The organism is Pseudomonas brassicacearum subsp. brassicacearum (genome assembly GCF_008801605.1).
In the GTDB taxonomy this organism is placed as follows: Bacteria; Pseudomonadota; Gammaproteobacteria; order Pseudomonadales; family Pseudomonadaceae; genus Aquipseudomonas; species Aquipseudomonas brassicacearum.
Genome location: NZ_VZPJ01000001.1, coordinates 1,030,001 through 1,053,177, shown reverse-complemented (window position 1 = coordinate 1,053,177; position 23,177 = coordinate 1,030,001). Strand labels below are relative to the sequence as shown.

General features: G+C 58.7%; 21 protein-coding genes and 2 pseudogenes. 12 read left to right on the top strand and 11 right to left on the bottom strand.

The annotated features are described in order from the left end of the window. Positions 1–237: 237 nt before the first annotated feature. From F7R20_RS04690 to F7R20_RS04660, 6 genes and pseudogenes are all read right to left on the bottom strand, one after another. A complete protein-coding gene (locus F7R20_RS04690) occupies positions 238–1,101 on the bottom strand; it encodes a hypothetical protein (protein WP_151180592.1) in 864 nt (287 codons plus the stop codon). 292 nt (positions 1,102–1,393) lie between these two features. Then, positions 1,394–1,609: pseudogene (locus tag F7R20_RS04685) on the bottom strand (hypothetical protein). Positions 1,610–2,336: 727 nt separating this feature from the next. Next, the gene (locus F7R20_RS04675; protein ID WP_230494500.1) at positions 2,337–3,008 is read right to left on the bottom strand and encodes a metallophosphoesterase; all 672 of its coding nucleotides are present in this window, start codon (positions 3,006–3,008) and stop codon (positions 2,337–2,339) included. A 143-nt stretch (positions 3,009–3,151) separates the two neighbouring features. Next, positions 3,152–3,751 (bottom strand): putative adenosine monophosphate-protein transferase Fic, encoded by a 600-nt coding sequence (locus F7R20_RS04670; RefSeq protein WP_003199784.1) that lies wholly within the window; start codon positions 3,749–3,751, stop codon positions 3,152–3,154. Further along, a complete protein-coding gene (locus F7R20_RS04665) occupies positions 3,751–3,921 on the bottom strand; it encodes a YhfG family protein (RefSeq protein WP_003199786.1) in 171 nt (56 codons plus the stop codon). Before F7R20_RS04665 ends, F7R20_RS04670 begins: the two co-directional genes overlap by 1 nt. A gap of 133 nt (positions 3,922–4,054) precedes the next feature. Beyond that, a pseudogene (locus F7R20_RS04660) lies at positions 4,055–4,240 on the bottom strand (BrnA antitoxin family protein); the annotation flags it as partial. A 663-nt stretch (positions 4,241–4,903) separates the two neighbouring features. Between F7R20_RS04660 and F7R20_RS04655 the strand changes: the two are divergent. The 3 genes from F7R20_RS04655 to F7R20_RS04645 all read left to right on the top strand — a co-directional run bounded on the left by F7R20_RS04655 (position 4,904) and on the right by F7R20_RS04645 (position 6,853). Continuing rightward, positions 4,904–5,179 carry a hypothetical protein gene (locus F7R20_RS04655; RefSeq protein WP_003199791.1) on the top strand — a complete coding sequence of 92 codons (276 nt, stop codon included), beginning with the start codon at positions 4,904–4,906 and terminating at the stop codon, positions 5,177–5,179. A 518-nt stretch (positions 5,180–5,697) separates the two neighbouring features. Next, the gene (locus F7R20_RS04650; RefSeq protein ID WP_003199793.1) at positions 5,698–5,985 is read left to right on the top strand and encodes a metal-sensing transcriptional repressor; all 288 of its coding nucleotides are present in this window, start codon (positions 5,698–5,700) and stop codon (positions 5,983–5,985) included. A gap of 7 nt (positions 5,986–5,992) precedes the next feature. Next, complete coding sequence (locus F7R20_RS04645; RefSeq protein WP_003199795.1) at positions 5,993–6,853, top strand: nickel/cobalt efflux transporter; 861 nt, start codon at positions 5,993–5,995, stop codon at positions 6,851–6,853. A 10-nt stretch (positions 6,854–6,863) separates the two neighbouring features. Here the strand turns inward: F7R20_RS04645 and F7R20_RS04640 are convergent, their stop codons facing one another. Continuing rightward, complete coding sequence (locus tag F7R20_RS04640) at positions 6,864–7,811, bottom strand: LysR substrate-binding domain-containing protein (RefSeq protein WP_003199798.1); 948 nt, start codon at positions 7,809–7,811, stop codon at positions 6,864–6,866. Between the two features lie 182 nt (positions 7,812–7,993). On the opposite strand from F7R20_RS04640, the gene F7R20_RS04635 reads away from it, so the two are divergent. Beyond that, complete coding sequence (locus F7R20_RS04635) at positions 7,994–9,289, top strand: dicarboxylate/amino acid:cation symporter (protein WP_003199800.1); 1,296 nt, start codon at positions 7,994–7,996, stop codon at positions 9,287–9,289. Between the two features lie 10 nt (positions 9,290–9,299). Beyond that, positions 9,300–10,796 carry a cysteate racemase gene (gene cuyB, locus F7R20_RS04630; protein WP_003199804.1) on the top strand — a complete coding sequence of 499 codons (1,497 nt, stop codon included), beginning with the start codon at positions 9,300–9,302 and terminating at the stop codon, positions 10,794–10,796. 4 nt (positions 10,797–10,800) lie between these two features. Here cuyB and F7R20_RS04625 read toward each other — a convergent pair whose 3' ends face one another. Continuing rightward, on the bottom strand, positions 10,801–11,709 hold the full coding sequence (locus tag F7R20_RS04625) for an AraC family transcriptional regulator (RefSeq protein ID WP_003199806.1): 909 nt from the start codon (positions 11,707–11,709) through the stop codon (positions 10,801–10,803). A gap of 186 nt (positions 11,710–11,895) precedes the next feature. On the opposite strand from F7R20_RS04625, the gene F7R20_RS04620 reads away from it, so the two are divergent. After that, positions 11,896–12,945 carry an NAD(P)-dependent alcohol dehydrogenase gene (locus F7R20_RS04620; RefSeq protein ID WP_003199809.1) on the top strand — a complete coding sequence of 350 codons (1,050 nt, stop codon included), beginning with the start codon at positions 11,896–11,898 and terminating at the stop codon, positions 12,943–12,945. Positions 12,946–13,195: 250 nt separating this feature from the next. Then, positions 13,196–14,413: an MFS transporter gene (locus F7R20_RS04615; RefSeq protein ID WP_003199811.1), complete on the top strand. Its 1,218-nt coding sequence runs from the start codon at positions 13,196–13,198 to the stop codon at positions 14,411–14,413. 12 nt (positions 14,414–14,425) lie between these two features. Here F7R20_RS04615 and F7R20_RS04610 read toward each other — a convergent pair whose 3' ends face one another. Continuing rightward, positions 14,426–14,833, bottom strand: a complete 408-nt coding sequence (locus F7R20_RS04610) for a DoxX family protein (RefSeq protein ID WP_003199813.1) — start codon at positions 14,831–14,833, stop codon at positions 14,426–14,428. Between the two features lie 87 nt (positions 14,834–14,920). On the opposite strand from F7R20_RS04610, the gene F7R20_RS04605 reads away from it, so the two are divergent. Then, a complete protein-coding gene (locus tag F7R20_RS04605; protein WP_003199815.1) occupies positions 14,921–15,310 on the top strand; it encodes a winged helix-turn-helix transcriptional regulator in 390 nt (129 codons plus the stop codon). Positions 15,311–15,340: 30 nt separating this feature from the next. Here the strand turns inward: F7R20_RS04605 and F7R20_RS04600 are convergent, their stop codons facing one another. Next, entirely contained in the window at positions 15,341–15,829 is a 489-nt protein-coding gene (locus F7R20_RS04600) for a hypothetical protein (RefSeq protein WP_003199816.1), read from the bottom strand. Positions 15,830–15,964: 135 nt separating this feature from the next. On the opposite strand from F7R20_RS04600, the gene arsN2 reads away from it, so the two are divergent. After that, positions 15,965–16,396: an arsenic resistance N-acetyltransferase ArsN2 gene (gene arsN2 / locus F7R20_RS04595; protein WP_003199818.1), complete on the top strand. Its 432-nt coding sequence runs from the start codon at positions 15,965–15,967 to the stop codon at positions 16,394–16,396. Here arsN2 and chrA read toward each other — a convergent pair. After that, positions 16,393–17,751 carry a chromate efflux transporter gene (chrA, locus tag F7R20_RS04590; RefSeq protein ID WP_003199820.1) on the bottom strand — a complete coding sequence of 453 codons (1,359 nt, stop codon included), beginning with the start codon at positions 17,749–17,751 and terminating at the stop codon, positions 16,393–16,395. The two genes, arsN2 and chrA, sit on opposite strands and share 4 nt — an antisense overlap. 196 nt (positions 17,752–17,947) lie before the next feature. Between chrA and F7R20_RS04585 the strand changes: the two genes are divergently transcribed. The 3 genes from F7R20_RS04585 (at position 17,948) to F7R20_RS04575 (ending at position 23,163) form a co-directional block, all read left to right on the top strand. Continuing rightward, positions 17,948–18,607: a ribonuclease T2 family protein gene (locus F7R20_RS04585; protein WP_003199822.1), complete on the top strand. Its 660-nt coding sequence runs from the start codon at positions 17,948–17,950 to the stop codon at positions 18,605–18,607. Positions 18,608–18,809: 202 nt separating this feature from the next. Continuing rightward, complete coding sequence (locus tag F7R20_RS04580) at positions 18,810–20,381, top strand: GGDEF domain-containing protein (protein WP_003199824.1); 1,572 nt, start codon at positions 18,810–18,812, stop codon at positions 20,379–20,381. A gap of 205 nt (positions 20,382–20,586) precedes the next feature. Beyond that, positions 20,587–23,163 (top strand): bifunctional diguanylate cyclase/phosphodiesterase, encoded by a 2,577-nt coding sequence (locus tag F7R20_RS04575; protein WP_003199826.1) that lies wholly within the window; start codon positions 20,587–20,589, stop codon positions 23,161–23,163. Positions 23,164–23,177: the final 14 nt, after the last annotated feature.

Sequence of the window (23,177 nt, the reverse complement as noted above, 5' to 3'; positions counted from 1 at the left end):
TTAGGGCAAAATTAGGGCAGATTCAGGGCCGCCATAGACCGCAGGACACCATGAACAAAGGGCGAAACCACCGTATTTTCTGGCCTTAAGCGGTATGCAGGGACGCAAGAAGGGGTTCGAATCCCTATCTGCGCTTTAACTTGAGGTCTTGCCAATGACCGCATTTGACCTTTTGCAGATGTGAATAATTTTGGAATTCAGCGGACGCCGGAGGCGATCCGCTGGAATTCTTAGCTGTCACTCAATTTCCGCAAGAAGATCAACAAATGCATTTCTTGAAGGTAATATCTTGGACGCCTTCAATACGTTGGCGAATGTGTGGTGATGGACTTCGCTGTCCATCATGGACTTGTAAAACTTAAGCTTCGATTGATAGGTTTGATCAGCATTACTCAAGCCTCTGTTTTGACGGAGTCGCCACCACTGATAGTCAATCCAACCGTGAAGTCTCCAGAATCGAGTGTTGTATATATTTACCCTTGGATCGCCCAGATCAATGTCAGTAGACATACCGCTCCATCTTCCATGGAGATAGTTGTGTAATCCAGTTTGAGGATCTCCACTCCGCGCAGTTGGGTCCGTTGGTGTTGGTCGCATGTTCGTTTGGATGAATAGCCCAAATTCATCATCTCCAGAGAATGAATCATGATTGGACTCAATTCGAGCTATCGCCCCAAGCATAGCACTACATATCTGTTTTCTATTTGGATGGCATTCTCTCTCTGGCTCTGACTCGGGAACTTTGACAGGATCAAGCGGAGATAGGTAATCTGTTGGCGGCGTGTGCCATCCACGGAAATAATGGAAGTGATTTGGAAAGTTTTCCAGAATCAATTCAATCATCGCCCGGTGCATGAATAAGAAGTCTTCACCATTGCCTGTCTCACCTTCTTGGATCTCTGGACGTTTCCAGTCTTTTGATGCAGCCTCTTTGAATTTTTCACGTATCCATTCCTTCCAATCGTCCGGAGTGTTTGGATCCTGCTCAAAGGCATGCCAGTAATCCCATCGGCGTTCGAAATGCCATTGATCGTGGTGTTCTCCCCAGCCCCGCTCAACCATCCATGAGGCAATTTCATCCGGTATTTTGATGTCTGACATTGTCACTCTCTCCTTGTGATTGTACCGCTAACGATTAAGCTAACGGCCGAGCAAAAACACCTCTGGCTAGACCGGGCATTGTGACAGTCAGGTGGACCATTGAAGGGGGTTAACACCATGGAAAGAAAACCCATTCGACTCGATCAATTCCGGCATCAGACCAAGCATAGCTGCTCATTTAACATCGCTCCATCCATCGGCAGCTTCTGGCTTAGCTGCCTGTGATGTGAACCGGCCTGGTTCTCCGAATTCCCTTCGACATGACTATCGACAGGCCTTGGTGGGCAATCTGTTAGCCGATGTCCGGTTTCTTCAATCGAGCCAAGCCTTGTTTGATATGGCCGGCGTTTTCACCCATGGTCCACAGTGCCCCGCGGACATTTTCGCCCACTTCCTAGGCTCCTTGTTCCTCAACCAGCAGTGACAACTCCATAATGGCCGCCTGCAGAGCCTGCTGGTTTTCATACAGCCTTTCCAGTACATCCGACAGTGAATAATCACCAGGCATGACGTCGACTCCTATCGAAAAAAAGTACAAGCATAGTACCGGCAGTGCCCATGTCAGGCAGCAATTGCAGCTTGCTTAGAAATTGCTACAAAGCGAAGAGGTCGCAGCGGATTAGCCAGTCTGGCTGGGGCGTTGGAGGAGGGCTAGACCCAATCCATCATGGGGCGATGGAAAGCGGTGGGGCAGTGAAATAGCTTGTAGGGGTATTGGGATCATGTGTATTGCTTGATCCAATCGATCAAGATACGAGCAGGTGCCTTGTTTCGATGGATACAACTGCAGCCTCTCTAGCTGCTTTGATTGCAGGAATGGACTGCGCGGGTACCCCCACGACCTGATCACATACGTCACACACTGAAACCAAAACGCCATTTACCTCACCAACACCATCGTCGAATGGTACGTTTCTGCGGGTAAATGTCGTCTGGACCAAGCCTTCGCAGTGACTGCAAATCGCTCGATTCTTATCGCTCTCTTGATAAAAATTCATAGCCATTGACTCATTGATGAACGCCGGAACTATAAGCTTCCTTATAGAAATTCAGCAAGAAATTGGCGTGTAGGAAACTTCTCTAAATTATGAGCGTGATCGATTGCAGAGTCGCTAGGGCGCCAGAGTCTTTGGTTTTCTCAAACGGAATCGCCTGCTACGCGCCTGGTAGCCTCGGCCACTATCATCTGATGGCGATTTTGCCTCGAAAAAAACTAAGCAGAGCGATGCCTTGTCTCACTCGCTCATGCTCATACTAATGATGGATTCGGTTTGGATATCAACCAGGCTTAATGCGCCATCGGAAAATGAGCAGCCGGTGTCGATATATACGACATTACCCAAGCGCATAATACTGGGCACTGTTGAATGTCCAACATAGAGTCGGTCTATTCCTTTGATGGGCGTGTGGTCGTTTTGCTCGATTTTTTCTCTGGCATACAGCGCTGTCTTCAAGGCTTGCCGCTGATGTTGCTCTCCAGTTTTTCCTGTGATTGCATCTTTGGCTTCCTGCCAGCCATCGTTACTTTGGATGACGGGGGCTTCGGCATGGACTATTCCAATTGTTTGATCGTTTAATAAGTCGATTTCAATGATCAATGGAAGTGCTTGCAAGGATTTTGAGAGTTCATGCTGGATGGTGGGTTGTAACTCGTACAGCCAGGCTCCACCATTTCGGATATGTCGGGGGATATCCCCATGCCCGGAGATACAGTCAATAAGCATCTGTTCGTGATTGCCACGCACTGCATGGAACCATGGCTTCTCAAGCCAGTTTAATACGTCCATGGAGTCGGGGCCGCGGTCGATGAGGTCCCCCACGGAAAAAATACGATCCAGCTCGGTGTTGAAGTCTAGTTTGTCTAAGGCCATTGTTAGAAATTTGAAATGCCCATGAATGTCGCCCACCACAAAGTCTCGACCTTCCTTGTTAGATGAGAATGATTTCGTCCTGTACATTTCGGTGGCTTTAGCAGACGTCAATTGACGGCGACTGTATCACTTAGCGAAATAAACCGTAAGGCGGTGAGCGAGGGGATAACGTTGTGCGGTCAAGCTTGAATCGCCAGCCCGATACACTTCTCAAAAACCTGCTCCATAGGCTCCATGACGCAGTTATAAGCCGCGATATTGGCGTAGATCCACTCGTCCTTCTCTATCCCCCACCAACTGATTTCAAATCCGGCATTCATGATCAGGTGTTCAAACAGGATGCGTTGCGCACGACCGTTGCCTTCGCGGAAGGGGTGTACGACGTTGATGTCGGAATAGGCCTCTGCCACAGCGACGATCAGCTCAGCCCGCTCCATGCCCTCGAACCAGTTTGCTGCTGCCAGGGCGGTGAAGATCTTGCTGGCTTGCTTCTCCATGTACTCAGGTTGGCAGAAGCGGGTGGCTTGTTTGGACATGCCAACGGTGCGCAGCTCTCCGGCCCATTCGAACAGGTCAGAAAAGAGAAGTCGATGAATGTTTTGAAGGTAAGCCAGGCTGTAGGGAGGAGGGCTGAACTCGACGTTGTCCGCTGCGATGGCCGAGAGCTGTTGTTCGGCTTCGCTTAGGGTCGGTTCGTCACGGATATCGAGTTTGTTGCGAAGGACCGTGGAGCCGGGATAGCAATAAGCGTCCTCGCCGACTCCATATTTGTCAGCCATCAGGTTCTGGTCTGGGTAAAGGCCTTCAAGACCTCTTCACGCGTTGGCATTTTGCGTTCGCCGTCGGCGAAGGTCGTTTTGAAACCTTCCAGACGGAGGCTGGCCGCGTAGTTGGATCTACGCGTCCTGGCGGCATAGGCTTTTTTGGTTTCAAGGCTGACATTGCCCATGGGCTGGACCTCAAATCGCGCTGGTGGGCGGATTATAGCCCATCCCGTTGGCGTGGCCTATGTTGCGGCCTGAACGAATCAGGGGGACTGTGCGGGTCCGCTTTTGGGTTGGCTACTCCAGATTGTGAGCAGTCTCAGATAGCAGGCCCTGGCGCAGTAGATGGTTGATGACGGCTTGATATCCGGTGCCGACATTTTCAGCTCGCTCGCGAGCGGCCTTGATCACTTCATCATCAAGCATGATGGTTATGCGGGTTTTTCCTTCGCTGTTCGTAACGGGACCCCGCTTGGCCGTGCTGAAGTCATATTCTTCTTTCATAAGTTATCCCTGGGTACTGCGCAGTTTATTTTTGAGGCTATTCGTGCGCCCATGGCTGCGCTTCACCGTACGATAAAATCTTTGATGATACCAAGGCGTTGGGCGCTCATTCGTTTCGAGATTTGTCCTTGTCGCCCATAGCTGCGCTGCCCAATCCATCGCCGGACACCCCCATCGGAAATTTCCCTCAAGACGCGTCGCTCCCCGCTGACTATCCACCCAATCACCCCGTGCGCTAAGTTCTCTCCTCGCTGCAAATTCAGCGAGAGGGTGTGGAAGCCCTCACGAAAACCTAGCGCGTTGCACCGCTAAATTAAAAAGCAGACGCTTTTCCTGGGTCTGCTGTTAAATTACGGCGGCTGTACGCGGGGCGCCTTCGGGTGCGCCGGGTCCTAGGTTCTCGGTCTTCCACACCCGCGTACAGCTGCCACCCACCAGGTGGAAGTGGTGAAGGCAGTTCCTTTACATAACCTAGGTACAAGCCAATGAAAAAGCTCACCCCCAACCCTCCGAAAACCACAATCTATCCAAGGTGGCTTTCGTCTAGCGTCACCCAAGAATATCTCCTGCCAAATATCCGAATCTCGATCCCTGATTCGCTCCCTTTGCCTGCGGCATCCCAATCCGCCACTGACCTCCCATCCCCGCAGGAGTAACTCCCTCATGTCCCGCTACATGCCTATCACCGGTATCGAAAACAATTTCCACGCAGTCCTGATCGACACAGAAGCGCCGCTGGACGTGCTGCACGACACCGCCGCTTACCGCATCGCCGCTGTCACCCAGTTGCTGGAGAACCTCGCCATGCGTTCCGACATCAGTACGGACGCCGTGATACTCCACGATTTCGCCCAAGTGCTAGCGATCCCACTGCGCGATGGGTGTGATTTGCTGGATGTGATTGGGCGGCGATTGCAGGCGCAGGTGTTGGCGTCGTAAGGGAAGTGGGCGACTTCACGAGGTCGCCTGCACTGTCTTGCTCATCACCCTTTGCAGTCTGCAACCCTGTGGGAGCGGGCTTGCTCGCGAAAGCGGTGGGACAGTTGTTGGGGATGTTGGATGTGATGCCGTTATCGCGAGCAAGCTCGCTCCCACAGTTTTTCAGGGGTGTTCACAGATAGTGCGTTCACCACAAATTCCTGTGTGGGAGCGGGCTTGCTCGCGATAGCGGTGGGTCAGTTGGTGAGGATGTTGGATGTGATGCCGTCATCGCGAGCAAGCTCGCTCCCACAGTTTTTTCCGGGGTGTTCACAGATAGTGCGTTCACCGTAAATCCATTGTTGGAGCGAGCTTGCTAGCGATAGCGGTGGGGCAGTTGGTGGGGATGTTGGATGTGCTGCCGTCATCGCGAGCAAGCCCGCTCCCACAGGTTAGTCGGCGTTTCGATGGGTTTGCTTGTATCCTCCCTGGGGGGATAGGATGACGGGGTAAATTCACCGAAACACAGGGCTCAAGTCATGAGTGCGCACGACCACGAACATCCCCACCAAAGCCATGCGGCGATCGTCAAGCGTCTCAAGCGGGCAGACGGTCATTTGCGCAGCATTATCACGATGATCGAAGAGGGTCGTGAGTGCGTGGATATTGCCCAGCAGTTGCATGCGGTGGAGAAAGCGGTGTGCCAGGCCAAGCGGACGTTGATCCAGGATCACATCGATCACTGCCTGGAGGACACCGTTTCGTCGTTGCATAAAGGCGAGCGCGCGCCGCTGGAAGCCTTCAAACAAATCACCAAGTATCTCTAGGCCCGACATGCCCAATTTTGCTGAATTGCTACAACAGGGTGGCACTCACGCCTGGCTGTATTTCCCCAGCGCTATCTTGCTGGGCGCCTTGCATGGCCTGGAGCCTGGTCATTCGAAAACCATGATGGCGGCGTTTATCGTGGCGATTCGGGGCTCGGTCAAGCAGGCGGTGTTGCTGGGCTTGGCGGCTACGCTATCCCACACTGCGGTGGTGTGGCTGGTCGCGATCGGCGGCATGTACTTGGGCCAGGAGTTGGACGCCGAAACCACCGAGCCTTATTTCCAACTGGCATCCGCTGCGCTGATCATTGCCATCGCGCTGTGGATGCTGTGGCGTACCTGGCGCGGCGAGCAGATGTTCAGGTTCGCGCAAAGTCACGACCACCATCATCACGATCACGATCACGATCACGATCATCATCACCACCACCACGAACATGACCACGGGCATCCCGAACCCAAAGGCCTGGCGCTGTCGCTGGAGGGTTACCAGGACGCCCACGAACAGGCGCATGCCAATGATATCCGCAAGCGCTTCACCAACCGGGAGGTCACCACCGGCCAGATCATCGTGTTCGGCCTGACGGGCGGGCTGATTCCTTGCCCCGCGGCCATTACCGTCCTGCTGTTGTGTCTCCAGGTCAAAGAAGTCGCGCTGGGCGGCCTGCTCGTCCTGTGCTTCAGCATCGGCTTGGCGATTACCCTGGTGACCGTGGGGGCTGCGGCGGCCATTGGCGCACGGCAGGCGTCCAATCGCTGGCCTTGGCTGGGCACCGTTGCTCGCCGGGCACCTTACTTGTCCAGCGTGTTGATCATCGGCGTCGGTCTCTACGTGGGCATCCATGGCTGGATCGGCTTGAACGCGTAGCCTCCACCGATCAGTTCGCACCTTCTGACACAGAGGGTGCGCTGCCCGGCCGCTGCAACGAAGCGCCTTCCAAGGTCTTCCACAGCTTACGCATCGTCGGGTTGCGATTGGCAATCGCACAGTACGAGCGAATCTCCAGGCGCGTGCTCCATTGCTCGCCACCGGCCCGCACCAACAGCCCGCGCTCCAACTCGTCGGCCACCGCACTCTGCGGCAACCAGGCCACGCCGTAGCCCTCGATGGCCATGCGCATCAGCAGCATCGCCATGTCCGCTTCATAGCAGCGTTCCAGCGCGATCGGTTCAGGGCCGTTGTTGATGACGATATCCGCCACGCGTCCGAGGAACGTCGTTGCCGTGTAGGCCAGGTAGGGCACTGGTTTACCGGCGCGGCCGGGCAGGCGGAACAGCGGTTCGCCCTTGCGGTTGGGCGCGCACAGGGGGATGAACGCATCGTGGCCGAGCACCAGGCTGCCAAAACGCTCGGGGTCCAGCAGGATGGGCGCAAGCGGATGGTGGTAGACCATCATCAAGTCGCAACTGCCTTCTTCCAATGCAATGACGGCGTCATGAATGTTGGCGGCCACCACCCGGGCGTTGAACTGTTCGTTGTGTTGCTGGAACTGCGAGAGCCACTTGGGCAGGAAGGTCATGGACAGGCTGTGGCCGGCGGTGATCTGGATCGAGCGTCCGGGCATTCGTTCCACGTCGCGCAGCGTCGAGCGCAACCTCAGTAATCCGGCGAGGGCCTCTCGGCTTTCATCGCAGAAGGTGACTCCCGCGGGTGTGAGTTGGACAGGGTAGGTGCCCCGGTCCACCAGCTTGACGCCCACCCATTCCTCAAGTGAGCGGATACGCCGTGACAAGGCCGATTGCGTCACGCAACGAACCTCGGCCGCACGGGAGAAGTTTTTCCATTCACCAATCGCCAGAAGATCATCCAGCCACTTGAGTTGCATATCGGAATCCCCGTTGTGAGGGCTCGATTTTACTGTGCAACTCCCCGGCATAGCGCGGCCTTTTGCTAACTATTCCAAAAGCGCATGGGGCTAGCTGGATTACTCATCATCCTCCCGAATACGCTCCTTAGAATCGATCCCTGCCAAGTAAAAAACTCCAAGAACTACTTGAGGACAGCACCGTGAAGAAGAATAAGCTCCCACGTCGAATTGCAATGGGCATTGCCCTGGGCGTACTTGTTGGTTGGGCGTGTCACCATTTCGCAGGGAGCGAGCAAAGTGCCAAAGAGATCGCCACTTACTTCTCGATGGTCACTGACATTTTCCTGCGCATGATCAAGATGATCATCGCGCCGCTGGTCTTCGCGACATTGGTGGGTGGTATCGCCAGCATGGGCAATTCCCGTTCCGTTGGCAGGATCGGGGCTCGGGCGATGGCCTGGTTCGTCACCGCTTCGCTTGTGTCGCTGCTGATCGGGATGGGCCTGGTCAACCTGTTTCAACCCGGTGCCGGGTTGAACATGGACGTGGCCCAGCACGCAACGGCGGCCGTGCCGGTCAATACCGGCGACTTCAGTCTCAAGGCGTTCATCGGCCATGTGTTTCCGCGCAGCATTGCCGAAGCGATGGCCAACAACGAGATCCTGCAGATCGTGGTGTTTTCGCTGTTCTTCGGCTTTGCACTGGCCGGTGTGAAACGGGCGGGCTACACCCGGATCACCGATTCCATCGAAGAGCTGGCGAAGGTGATGTTCAAGATCACCGACTACGTGATGGCGTTCGCGCCGATTGGGGTGTTTGCCGCGATCGCCTCGGCCATTACCACCCAGGGGCTTGGCTTGCTGGTGGATTACGGCAAGCTGATTGCTGAGTTCTACCTGGGGATCATGATTCTCTGGGCGTTGCTGTTCGGTGCCGGTTACCTGTTCCTTGGTCGCTCGGTTTTCCACCTCGGCAAGCTTATTCGCGAACCGATTCTCCTGGCCTTTTCCACCGCCAGCAGTGAGTCCGCCTACCCGAAAACCATCGAGGCGCTGGAGAAGTTTGGCGCGCCAAAGCGCGTGTCCAGCTTCGTGTTGCCCCTGGGTTATTCGTTCAACCTCGACGGTTCCATGATGTACCAGGCGTTCGCCATCCTGTTCATTGCCCAGGCCTACAACATTGATTTGAGTTTCACGCAGCAGATCCTGATTCTTCTGACACTCATGATCACCAGCAAGGGCATGGCCGGTGTCGCGCGGGCTTCGGTGGTCGTGGTCGCGGCCACGTTGCCGATGTTCAATCTTCCCGAGGCGGGGCTGTTGTTGATCATCGGTATCGACCAGTTCCTCGATATGGCCCGCACGGCCACCAACGTGGTGGGTAACAGCATCGCGACGGCGGTTGTCGCCAAGTCCGAACCACACGAAGAGGTCGACGAGGACGAGGGCGTACATGCCCCGGTTCGGTCGCGATCCGAGCCGGTGCCGGTGGCTTGAGGAGACGTTCATGAAGGCTAAAGCGAAGTCGAGTCACAAGGCTTCTGTGGTGCGCAAGTTGGGCATCGTCGGCGGGCTTGGGTCACTGGCCGGGGGCGATCTGTTCTACAAATTGGTCAAGTCCCGGGCAGTGCTCGAGGATCAGGGGCGCTACCATTTCCTGTTCGAGCAGCACCCGTTCAAGGACGTGCTGCTGCCGCTGGACCAGGGCGCGAGCATGACGTCGCGCAAGTTCTATGTGTTCCAGGTGTGCAAGTCGTTCGAGGACAGTGGCTTCGATGCGGTGATGCTCCCGTGCTTCGCCAGCCATACCTTTCGCGCTGAAATCGAGGAGGAGTTGGGCATTCCCGTGCTGGACATGATGGCCGCCTTGACCCGGCACGTCAGCCACACGGTGCCGCCCAAGACGACTTTGGGGGTGATCGCCTCCGACTTCGTGCGCCATTGCGGATTGTTCGAGCGACATTTCGGCAAAGACTTCCAGATTGTTTACCCCGACGCAGACGCTCAAGCGGGGTTGATGGAGGCGATGTACGGTCTCAACGGCATCAAGGACGGTCACCTCGAAGGCGTGCCGCTTGAAGCGGTCTACCAGGCGTGCCTCTCGTTGCAGGCCCAGGGTGCGACGGTGATCCTGCCCGGCATGACCGAGCTGTCCCTGGTCTGTGCCGATTTGCAGCGTCGCGGGATCACCGTGCTGGACGTCAATGAGATCTACGCCGACTTCGCAACGCTGGACCAGCAGCCCAGGCGCCCACCTTTCAAGCTGGGCATCGTGGGCGGCGTTGGGCCAGCCGCCACGGTGGACTTCATGGCCAAGGTGGTGGCCAATACCCCGGCGGGAAAGGACCAGGACCACATCAAGATGGTGGTCGAGCAAAACCCGCAGATACCGGATCGGACGGCCAACCTGCTGCGCGATGAAACCGACCCGACGATGGCGATGTATGCCGCCTGCAAACGTCTCGAAAGTGCTGGCGCCAATGCCATTGCGATTCCCTGCAACACTGCCCATGCCTTCGTCGAGCGGATCCAGGCGCACCTGAGGGTGCCCATCGTGAATATGTTGAGTGAGACGGTGGAGTGGATCGCGCGCACCTATGGTTCGGGCAAGGCGATTGGCCTGCTGGCGACTTCCGGTACGGTGCAGAGCCAGGTCTATCACCAGGCGGCGCGCCAGGCCGGGCTCCAGGTCCTCACGCCAGGTGTCGATTACCAGGCGATGGTCATGGACGCCATCTACGGACCGCGGGGTATCAAGGCCGGCTTCACACAGGGGCTCTGCAAGGAGCAACTGTTGCTGGCGGCCGAGCATCTGTGCGAGCTGGGGGCGGGGGTGTTGATCCTGGGGTGCACGGAGTTGCCGCTGGTGCTGGCGCATTGCGAGGCGTTCGAGATCAATGGGCACAGGGTAGCGCTTGTTGATCCGACGATGATCCTGGCGCAGAGGTGCGTTGCGTTGGCGCAAAAGGCACCGCTCAGTGGGAGCAAGCTTTGCTCCCACTGATGAATCAACCAGCCTTGGCCGACCCGCGTAGCGCCGCAATGTCGCGCTTGGGCGGCACGCCAAACAAGCGGGCGTATTCGCGGCTGAACTGGGAAGGGCTTTCGTAACCCACCTTGAAGGCCGCACTCGCCACGTCCACGTGCTCGTTGAGCATCAAGCGTTTTGCTTCGTTCAACCGCAGCCACTTCTGGTATTGCAGCGGGCTCATCGCCGTGAGCTGGCGGAAGTGGTGGTGAAACGTCGGCGCACTCATTTGCACTCGCGCGGCGAGGTCGTCTACGCGCACGGGTTCGGTGTAGTTCAATTTCAACCAGTCGATGGCCTTGGCGATCCGGTAGCCCTGGCTATCGACCGAGGCGATCTGCCGCAGCCGGGCGGCCTGGTCGCTGAGCAGCAACCGGTAGTGGATCTCACGCTGGATCAACGGCGCCAATATGGGGATCGCTTCGGGTTCATCCAGCAACCCCAGCAGACGTGCGAACGGCGCCAGCAGGTCGGGTGTTGCGGTGCCAATCCCCGCGCCGATCCCGACTGCTCGATCACGCGGCGGCGACAGGCTGCCTTGGGCGATCAGATCGGCCACCATGCGCAAGTCGAGCCTCAGGACCAGGCCCAGGCAGGGCTGTTCCGGGCTGGCCTGCATCACCTCGGAATTGGCGGGGATGTCCAGGGAGGTCATGAGGAACCGCCCGGTGTCGTAGCCATAGGCTTCGCCGCCGATCCAGACCTGCTTCTCGCCTTGGGCCACCAGCACGATGCTCGGTTCGATCATGCAAATCACCGGCGGCGCCGGGGCTTCACGCCGAAAGAAGGCGAGGCCGGCGATGGGCGTTTCAAAGTCGCCCGGGTGTGAGGTCCGGCCGCCGATGATGGCGGCCAGAGTCTCTTGTACGGATCTGCGTTGGATGGCCATGTCGGGTCCGGGTGTCATCTCAGCTCAAGCGCTATAGGCAGAACATTAACTCGGCAAACGAAGCGCTGCCTATGCGAAATGGAGAAGCTCATAGAATCAGGCAAGAATTTAACCGTAATGCACTACCTGCCGGCCGGGATGAGCCCTGAAGATAGAACCTCATTCAATCCAGCAAGGAGTCTTCTGATGCGTGTACAAGCCTACGGCGCCCACGCGGGCGACAAGCCCCTTGAACCCCTGCAGATCACTCGTCGCACGCCGGGCGCGCATGACGTCCAGATCGACATCGCTTTTTGTGGTATCTGCCATTCGGACCTGCACCAGGTGCGTGCCGAGTGGGCGGGTACCCAGTTCCCTTGCGTGCCGGGCCACGAAATCGTCGGTCGGGTCGCGGCGGTCGGCGCCCATGTGTCCGGCTTCAAGACCGGCGACCTGGTGGGCGTCGGCTGCATCGTCGACAGCTGCAAGCATTGCGACGACTGCGACAGCGGTCTGGAAAATTATTGTGACGGGATGATCGGGACCTACAACTTTCCCACCCCGGATGAGCCCGGTTGGACGCTGGGTGGCTATTCGCAAAACATCGTGGTGCATGAGCGCTATGTGTTGCGCATTCGTCACCCCGAAGCCCAACTGGCCGCCGTCGCGCCGCTGCTCTGCGCAGGCATCACCACCTATTCGCCGCTGCGCCACTGGAACGTCGGGCCGGGCAAGAAAGTCGGCGTGGTCGGCATCGGTGGCCTGGGCCACATGGGCATCAAGCTTGCCCATGCGATGGGGGCTCACGTCGTGGCGTTCACCACCTCCGAGTCCAAGCGTGAGGATGCCAGGCAGTTGGGGGCCGACGAGGTCGTCGTGTCGCGCAATGCTGAAGAAATGGTCGCGCACACCAAGAGTTTCGATTTCATCTTGAACACCGTGGCGGCCCCTCACGACCTGGACGCGTTGCTGGTGCTGCTCAAGCGCGACGGCACGATGGCCCTGGTGGGCGCCCCGGCAACCCCGCATCCTTCGCCGAATGTCTTCAACCTGATCATGAAGCGGCGCACCCTCGCCGGGTCGATGATCGGCGGCATCCCCGAGACCCAGGAGATGCTCGATTTCTGCGCAGAGCACGGCATCGTCGCCGACATCGAACTGGTTCGGGCCGAGCAGATCAACGCGTCCTACGAGCGCATGCTCAAGGGCGATGTGAAGTATCGCTTCGTGATCGATAACGCGACCTTGGTCGGCTGAAGACAGGCGCCAGCGGACCGCTCGCGAAAGCGGTCTGCCTGAGGCGGTGATGTTGGATGTGCCGCTGTCATCGCGAGCAAGCTCGCTCCCACACGGGGAGGTGTGGCGGGCACGAAATATGTGAACACCCCCATTCAAAACTGTGGGAGCGAGCTTGCTCGCGATAGCGGTCTGCCTGAGACAGTGGTGTTGAATATGCCGCCGTCAATCTGCCCACAGATCCATCAAAGAAACACAGGATTGTCCTCCAATGACAGATAACTCATCGCCACAAGTCCAGCCCGCCTGGGGCGCGGTACTTGCCATGGCCCTCGCCGCATTCGTGCTCGTTGCCTCGGAGTTCATGCCAGTCAGCTTGCTGACGCCGGTAGCGGCGGATCTTCACGTCAGCGAAGGGCAGGCCGGTCAAGGCATTGCCGTCTCTGGCGCCTTTGCCCTGATCACCAGCCTGTTCATCGCATCGATCGCCGCCCGGGTCGACCGCAAATGGCTCCTTTTGGGGCTGACATTGCTGATGATCGTTTCAGGCACCGTGGCGGCGTTTGCACCAAACTATGCGGTATTCATGCTCGGTCGCGCGTTGATCGGCGTGGCGATTGGCGGCTTCTGGTCGCTGTCGGCGGCCACGGCCATGCGGCTTGTGCCGGACGATCAGGTTCCGCAGGCACTGGCCATCGTCAATGGCGGCAATGCCTTGGCGACGGTGATCGCTGCGCCGCTGGGCAGTTTCCTGGGGGCGATCATCGGTTGGCGTGGCGCGTTTTTCTGCATCGTGCCCGTCGCCGCCATCGCCCTGGTCTGGCTGCTGTTACGCCTGCCCTCCATGCCTTCGCAGGCGAAGCAAGGCAGTACCAATGTCTTCAAGTTGATGACCCGGGCGCCGGTCGCACTCGGCATGCTGGCGGTCAGCACATTTTTCATGGGCCAGTTCATGTTGTTCACCTACCTGCGACCGTTCCTTGAAACGGTGACGCAGGTGAGCGTTTCCATGCTGTCCTTCATGCTGTTGGTGATCGGTGTGGCGGGATTGCTGGGCACCTTTCTGATCGGGGCCTGCCTGAAAAACAACCTCTATCGGACGCTCATCGTCATCCCGCTGTTGATGGCCGCGATTGCCATTGCCCTGGTGGGGTTCGGTGGCTCGATCACGATCACGACCGTCCTGCTCGGCCTTTGGGGCCTGGTGGCCACGGCGGCGCCCGTAGGTTGGTGGACCTGGCTTTCGCGGACGCTGCCGGAAGATGCCGAAGCCGGCGGCGGCCTGATGGTGGCGATCGTCCAGCTCGCCATCGCCGCGGGCGCGACAGTGGGCGGCCTTCTGTTCGACCTGAGTGGCTATCGCGCGACCTTCGAAACCAGTGCGGCGGTGTTGGGCGTTGCTGCTGTTCTTACGGTGCTGGCCGCTCGGTCAGCGCTCCGGGAATCTTCATCGACTACGCAAGCAACGCCCTACAGCACGGTGGGTTGAGGTAAATATCCGTCAGTCGAGGATGACCTGGTGCTGCGCCGCGCCAGGGGCATAGGGCGACGGAGCTTCGCGGACCGCGTTCTGGGTCAGGAAGGAAGCGATCAGCAACACGATGCCTATCGCCGCAGGAACTGCACCGCGCGGCTTGCGCACACCGATGTGCGCGGACCCCGACAACAGCAAGTGATAGAGCATGCCTGCATAAGCCAGGTCGCTGAGCGCCACACTTGTGCGCGACAGGATGGCGACCACCCCGAGGACTTTCAGGACGGTGAGCATCGGTACCAGATAGCTGGGGTAACCGAGGTCAGCCAGCGCCTGGCCGACCCAGGCCTTCTTGGTGACGTACAGCGTTGCGGACGCCAGGTAAAGCAGGGCCAACGCCGCGGTACTGATCCAGTAGAGGTAGTGTTCAATCATGAGGTTCTTCCTGAGTGGGCTGGGTTGAATCGACAAGTGGCGAGAATGTCGCCTAACATGAAAGCCCACAAGAAGGATGAAAAAGTGATGGTTAGTATGGAAAACCAGACTAATGAGCACGCCAGCATCAGCATGCACGAGCAAATGCGCCGCGCATTCGCGCTGCTCTCGGGCAAGTGGAAACTGGAAATCATGTGGTTGCTCAATCAGCGGATCTACCGCTTTGGGGAACTGCGAAAGGCCATTCCCGGCATCACGCAACACATGTTGACGGCGCAACTTCGCGAGCTGGAAAGAGATGGCCTGGTGTCTCGCACTGTGTTCGCAGAAGTGCCGCCGCGGGTGGAATACGAAATCACGCAAAAGGCCCGAGGGCTGGGGCCGACGATGGAGGCGCTGACGACCTGGTGGACGGAATATGGCAACAGCGTGCCTGTGAAGGGGACCACGCGCGGGCGCAAAGCCAAAGACAGTTGAAAGGGCGACCTCAAGGGTCGCCCACTTGTGTTAAAGCCCCAGGCCTTGCTCTACCAGCGCGAGCAAGGTGTCCTCGTCCAGCATGGCGGGTTCAGGACGCGGTTGTCCGGACAGGCGCAGTGCCTGGATATGCCAGAGCGATTCACCATGTTCGCCGAGTGTGCGCACGATGCAGTGTTCCTGCCCCTTCATATGGACTTCAATGCATCCCTCTCCCTTGGACGAGAAACGCGCAATCGGGTCGAATGAAATGCGCTGGTGATTGCCTTCGATCACCAGCTGATCGATGGCGTAGCTGTACGTCGAACCGCTGGAATGACTTTCAAATACATGGGTGGGGTTACGCCGAATGTCCAGGCCTGCCTCGCACACGGGCGCCAGCCAGATTTCGATCTGGCGATACAGTTCGTAGACCTGGGCGGGCCAGTGCTCGATCGCCAGGTCGGCGCAGTTGTCGGTATCCGCGCGGGTTTGCTGGGTTTTCCTCAGTTTGGCCGCTAGCTCGTCTGCCTTGCTCATGTCGATTCCCTGTCGTGATGATAGGTTGAGCTTAGCTGATGGGCTGGGGTGTTCATTTGCGCTGGGTCATGGGGTGGTGTGTTGTTGAGTTTCGGTGCGATGACGATTACCGGAACAATTTATGAGGAGCAAGTCATGCACATGAGAATACTGAGCAATAACGACCTGGGACCGTTGCGCGATGCGCTCACCCTGGCCGGTCTTCCCGTGGACGACCTGACATACCCTGGTCGAAAGTTCTTCAGCTTCAGCCACCAAGGCGTTGACGTGGCATTTGGTGGCCTTGAGGGGGAGGGGCGCGACCGGTTGCTACGTTCGCTGGTTGTCCTTGAGGGGCAGCGGGGGAAGGGCACTGGCGCGGCGGTGTTGGCCGCTATCGAGGCGTTTGCGAAACGTGAGGGTGTAGAGCAGCTCCATCTGCTGACTGACAGCGCCGCGGCGTTTTTTACCGGCCAGGGCTATCAGGCGCGGGACCGCTCGCTGGCGCCTGCTTCGATCAGTGCGACGGCTCAATTCAAAACCTTGTGCCCGGCTTCGGCGACGTACCTGAGCAAACGCCTCGTCTAGCGCAGCAAATGCACCGCCAGCCCGGCCAAGCCGCACGCCAGCAATACCTGGATCACCCCCAGCTTGTAGCGAAACAGCGCAATGGCCGCTGCGATTGCGATGATTGCCGACGGCCAGTCCAGGGCACCTGCAAAACCGTTGGGCCAGAGTACGTGGTAACCGAAGAAGCACGCCAGGTTGAGGATCACCCCGACCACCGCCGCGGTGATCGCAGTCAGCGGCGCGGTGAATTTCAGCGCGTTGTGCGTCGATTCCACCAACGGGCCGCCGGCCAGGATGAACAGAAACGAGGGCAGGAACGTGAACCAGGTCACCAGCGTGGCCGCGACGGCCCCGGCGAGAAACGCCTGTTCGGGACCAAACACCTGCATCACGTAGCCTCCGACGAAACCAACGAAGGCCACGACCATGATCAGCGGCCCGGGCGTGGTTTCGCCCAGGGCCAGGCCATCGATCATTTGTGTCGGCGTCAGCCAGCCGAAGTGTCCGACGGCGCCCTGGTACACGTAGGGCAAAACCGCATAGGCGCCGCCAAACGTCAGCAATGCAGCCTTGGTGAAGAACCAGGCCATTTGCGTCAGCGTGCCTTCCCAGCCGAACACCGCGGTCAGCAGGCCCATTGGCAACGCCCACAACAGGGCACCGATGATCACCAGCCGGGCGAGCCTGAAGGCGCTGAACCGGACGTGGTCCGGGGGCGGGGTGTCATCGTCGATCAATGCCGGACCGAAGGATTGGTGCTTGTCATCGTGGCCGCCCAGGCTGAATTTTTCCGGTACCCAGCGACCGCCCAGGTAACCGATGACGGCGGCACCCAGCACGATCAGCGGGAAGGGCACGTTGAAGGCGAATATCGCGGCGAACGACGCCGCGGCGATCGCCCACAGCCAATTGTTCTTGAGTGCGCGGGAGCCGATCCGGTGGGCGGCATGCACCACGATTGCCGTTACCGCTGGCTTGATGCCGTAGAAAATGCCCGCCACTATCGGCACTTCGCCAAAGGCGACGTACAGCCAGGACAACGCGATGAGAATGAACAACGAAGGCAGCACGAACAGTGCCCCGGCGATGATCCCGCCCCAACCGCGGTGCATCAGCCAGCCCAGGTACGTGGCCAGTTGCTGGGCTTCTGGTCCCGGCAGCAACATGCAGTAATTAAGGGCATGCAGGAATCGTCGTTCGGAAATCCAGCGTCGGCGCTCCACCAACTCCTGGTGCATGATCGAGATCTGCCCCGCAGGGCCGCCGAAGCTGATGAAGCCCAGTTTGAGCCAGAACCAGAAGGCCACGCGCAGGCTGACGGCGTCGGGTCTGGTCAGGGGGCGTTCGTCATCGGTTCGGGTCGGTTTGCTCATGGGCGACGGGGCACGTAAAAGTCAAAGGCGATCTACGTTATGAGGCGTTACGCAATTTAGATAGCCCCCCGGCAAGCTTTGCTTGTAAAAAAGGTCTGCTTGTGAAAAACAGCCCTTCAAACAGTTGAAACACAAGGTTGAAACAATCATCGCCCGATCATCCCGCTTTCGCACAATCGCCCCAAGGAGTGGGTCAATGAAACAACGTCTTGCCATTGTCGTGCTGATCGTACTGACACTGGGTTCCATGGGCGCGGCCAATGCCCGCGAATCCGGCAACGCACGGGCGCAATCCGTGGCCGGGGTGTTTGATTACTACTTGCTGGCGCTGTCCTGGTCACCGACGTTCTGCCTGACTCACCAGAAGGATGCGCAGTGTTCCGGCAAGGGCTACGGCTTTGTGCTCCATGGCCTCTGGCCGCAATACACCCGGGGCGGCTGGCCGCAAGCCTGTGCGCCCCAGGTGCCGCTGACGGCGGCGGAGCAGAACAAGGGCCTGACCTTGTTTCCCACCCGCAAGTTGATGGCACATGAATGGTCCAAGCACGGCACGTGCAGTGGCCTGGGTGCCATGGGCTACCTGGAAGTTGCCGACAAAGCCTTGGACGCGGTGAAAATCCCACCGCAGCTGCAACCATTCAATTCCTCGTATTATTTCGAGGCTGATGAAATCATCCGGCTGTTCCGCCAAAGCAATCCAGGCATCGCTCCCGACGGCATAGCGGTGATTTGCAGCGGGCCGCAACTGTCGGAAGTGCGGGTGTGCATGGACAAGGACTTGGCGTTCGCCGCGTGTGGCAGGGGCGTCAGGACACAATGCCGCGCCGGGGAGATCCGGGTGCCGCCGGTACGGTGAGAGCGACGGCCCTAGCCACAAGTGTTCATCGTTCTGAAGAGGGCATTTTTATCGGCTGGCAGGCGGGGTTTTGGATCCACTGCAGCCACCCATCGGCTCTGCTGCACGGGCAAATTGCCGCCTCACAAGCGGTAGGCTAAGCTCACGAATATTGGGGGCTTTGAGCGAATTCGCTCATGTTTTGCCCCCTTCAGGAATTCGCTTGCCTATCTCTATTTTCGATCCTTTCCATGTCCCTGGCGGTGCCTTGAAGCGCCTGCCGTTGCTCAAGGCAGCGGTTACGTTTATCGCGGCGGTGTGCCTGTGCCTGTGCGGTCTGCTTTACCTGCAACTGGAGCAATCGCGCAGCCACGACCTGGAGTCGGCCCGCGTCGCTTCGGCGACCCTTACCCGGGCCATGGCCCAGCAGGCCCAGGACACCTTCCTCCAGACTGATCTGGTGTTGGCCAGTCTGACGGATTGGATCCAGGTCGATGGCTACGGCCCCGCCGTACAGCCACGCTTGCAGCAGACCTTTGCCCGCCGTGTGCAATCGCTTGAGCAATTGCATGGCCTGTTCCTGTTCGACAAGCACGGTCACTGGGTGGTGACCTCTTTTGACAACCTGCACAGGGGCGCAGGGGTGGCGGACCGGGATTATTTTGCTTTCCACCAACAGAATGCCTCCTTGATCGCTCATATCGGCCCAGCGATTCGCAGCCGGCAAAACGGCGAATGGATCATTCCCGTTTCCCGCCGTTTGAACGATCAGGATGGCAACTTCCAAGGCGTGTTGATGGCCGGCATCAAAATGTCGTACTTCGACCGATTCTTCAAAAGCTTCAGCCTGGATGAGCAAGGCGAGATGGCCCTGGCTTTGTCTGACGGGACACTCTTGGCCCGGCGCCCCTTCGATGAGGGACGGATCGGTCACCCGCTGGCCGAGGAACACATCTACAACCATGTCCTGACCGGCGGGATGTCTGGCGATGCACTCATCCGTTCGACCATCGACGGTGTCGTCAGGCTGTATGGACACCAGCATCTACAGGCTTATCCGCTGGTGGTCACTGCTGCGATGTCTGAGGACGCGATCCTGTCGGGGTGGCATGACCGGGCTTTCCAATCCAGCCTGATTGTCGGCCTGGTGGTGCTGGGCATTTGCTTGTTCGGCTGGGTATTCGTGCGCCAGGTACGTAACAGCGAACGGATCGAAGCGGACTTGCGCAAGGCTCAGCAAGCGTTGGAGCTGATTGCCACCCATGACAGCCTCACCGGGCTGGCGAACCGGCGTCTGTTCGAACGTGCCCTGGACATCGAGTTCGGCCGGGGCGCCCGTCAGCGCAGCCCCTTGAGCCTGATCATGCTCGATATCGATTTTTTCAAGCGCTACAACGACGCCTATGGGCACGTGGCCGGGGACCATTGCCTGGCGGAAGTGGCCAAGGTGCTCAAGGACTGTTGCCATCGCAAGGCCGATCTGGCGGTGCGTTATGGCGGCGAAGAGTTTGCGGTTTTGTTGCCCGACACCAATCTTTCGGGGGCCATGGCGTTGGCCGAGCAGATCCGCCGCAGCGTCATCGACAAGCACATCACCCACTCCGGCTCCCCGACCGGCCACCTCACGGTGAGCCTGGGCTGTTATGCCTTTGTGCCCAGCGGCCTGGACAGCATCGAAGTCTTCATCCAGCGGGCCGATGCGGCGCTTTACCAGGCCAAGCACGGCGGCCGCAACCGTGTGGCGGTGTTATCGACGGAAAGTGGGCTCGATACGCTGGCGCGCTCGGATCGTTGAGATCGGTTGGAATCATCGGCAACGTGCCACGGTCCATTGTTCAGACACTGTGCTGGTGCCATATACGAGGTGTGTAGGTTCTTTCGCAAAAAACCGTGGGCTCGCCAAGTGATCAGGCAGCGGGTGCTAAGGTTGGGAGCATGACTGGCCGCGGACCCTCACCGTTCTCGATCGGAGCCAGCGTTGACAGGACAGGAGCAGATCAATGGATTCCGCTGCCGATACCCCTTCAAACACTGCGCGTCACACACCGATTACCCGTCGCCTGGTCGTGGCGGTCGGGGCACTATTTGTCCTGGGCATCCTGGTGGCGGTTGCCGCGTTGTTCGATATTGCGCAAAAGCTGGACGCGGAGGATGTGCGCAAGACGCATTTCTATATCGAGCGCGCCCTTGAGAATCGCACCACCGCCGCGAAAAACTACATCGCCAGTTACGCCTACTGGACCACGGCCTACGAGCGCCTCAACGGCGAGGTCGACGTGCAATGGGCCTACGCCGAACAGAACATGGGAAAGACCCTGTTCACCAACGATGAATACGAGGGTGTGTTTGTCATTGATCGGCAACGCACCAAATACGCCGTGGTGCGCGGGCGCAATGTACAAGGTGATGCCGCGGTTTATATGAATGCGTCGCTGACCAACCTGGTGGACCAGCTCCAGGCGCAGCCCGACCTGACGATGTCCACGACCCGCTACACCTTGTTCGAGGGCTGGCCGGCCATCGTCACGGCGTCGGTGATTCTGCCCAATGACGAACGGCCCCAGGTCGAGTCCAAAGGCACCTCGGTCTTGCTGTTCGTCGACCAACTGACACCGGTCAAGCTGCGCAAGCTGGGCAAGAGTTATGGCCTCGCCGACTTGAACCTCAAGAAAGACATCGAGCTTGAGCCCGGCCAGCCGGCCGTGCCGCTGGACAGTACCGGTTTCAGCCTGGTGTCCCGCCTGGAGCGGCCGGGCCAGCAATTGCTCTGGTCCCTGGTGCCGCCGCTGGGTGGCGCATTGTTTATTCTCGCACTGCTGACTGCCTACTTTTCTCGCTATGCGTTGCGCACGGCACGGCATGTGGACGCCAGTTACGACAGCCTGGAACAGTCGGCGCATGCGCTCGAGGCCAGCGAAGAGCGCTTTCGGGCCGTGGCCGAGGCGGCCTCCGACTGGATTTGGGAAATCGACGGGCAGCAACGCATCACCTATCTGTCGGGGCGTTTCAATACGGTCACCGGGTTTTCCGACCAGCAATGGCTGGGGCAGGACATCGAGCAACTGCTGTATTGCGATACCACGCCGATTGCCCTCTGGCTGGGCAAGTTGACGGAGGAACAGAACGCCAGCAACTTGCGCTGTTCCTACCGCGATCATTCCGGGCAATTGCGTTTCTGCCGTGTATCGGCACGCCCGATCTATAACAAGGCTGAGGTGGTGGGCTATCGCGGTACCGCCAGCGACATCACCGATGAAGTGGCGGCCCATGCCCAGGTCCAGCATCTGTCGATGCATGATGCGCTGACCGGCCTGCCGAACCGTAACAAGCTGGCGCGGCACCTCGATGATGCGCTGGTGGCCAAGGAGCATTCCGCACCGCTGACCTTGCTGATGGTCGACCTGGACAATTTCAAGCCGATCAACGACTCCCTCGGCCACCCGGCCGGCGACGCGGTGTTGCTGGAAGTGGCCCAGCGACTGCGCGACTGCACCCGCGAGCAAGACCTGGTGGCGCGCCTGGGAGGGGACGAGTTCGTGGTGGTGCTCAACGGGATGGAGCACACCACTGAGATCGACCGATTCTGTGAGCGGCTGATCGACAGCCTGCAGCAGCCGATCCTCTACGAAACCCATTCGTTGCACATCGGCGCGAGCATTGGTATCGCTGTCAGCCGCCGCCAGGGTTATGTACCCGGAGAACTGATCCGCTGCGCCGACATTGCCTTGTACCAGGCCAAGTCCGAGGGCAAGAAAACCTGGTGCTATTTCGCCTCGCAGATGAACGATCAGATCCAGCATCGTCGCCAACTGGAAAGCGACCTGCGCCAGGCTGTGAAGAAAAACGAATTCGTCCTGCATTTCCAGCCGCGCTACACCGTCGATGGTCGGGAGATCGTGGCGGTCGAGGCGTTGGTTCGCTGGCAGCATCCGACCCAAGGTTTGTTGAGCCCCGACGCCTTCATTCCATTGGCCGAGCAAACCGACTTGATCGTCCCGCTTTCGCAATGGGTATTGCGCGAGGCCTGCGAAACCGCGCTGACCTGGCCGGGAGAATTGATGGTCTCGGTCAACCTGTCGCCGGCGCAGTTCGAGCGCAGCGATGTGGTGGAGGATGTGCGACAGGTGTTGATCGAAACCCGTTTCCCGGCGAGTCGCCTGGAACTGGAGATCACTGAAAACGTGATGCTCAACGACGTTGATGGCGCCCTGCAGGTCATGAATGCCCTGAAGGAACTGGGCGTGCGCTTGAACATGGACGATTTCGGTACCGGTTATTCGTCCCTCGGTTATCTGCGCACCTATCCATTCGATGGCATCAAGATCGACAAGCGCTTCATTGCTTCGATGAGCAACAGCAGCAATGACCGCGCCGTGGTACAGGCGATCATCAACCTGGGCAAGGCCATGGGGCTGACGGTGACTGCCGAGGGCGTGGAAACCCAGGCCCAGCTCGGCTCACTGGGCTCGGACCAATGCCACGAAGTGCAGGGTTATTTCCTCAGCCGGCCGATCGACAAGCAAGCCTTTGCACACTTATTGGCGAGTGGCCTGCCGTTGCCGAAAACGGGTTCCTGAAAACCTGTTGCAAC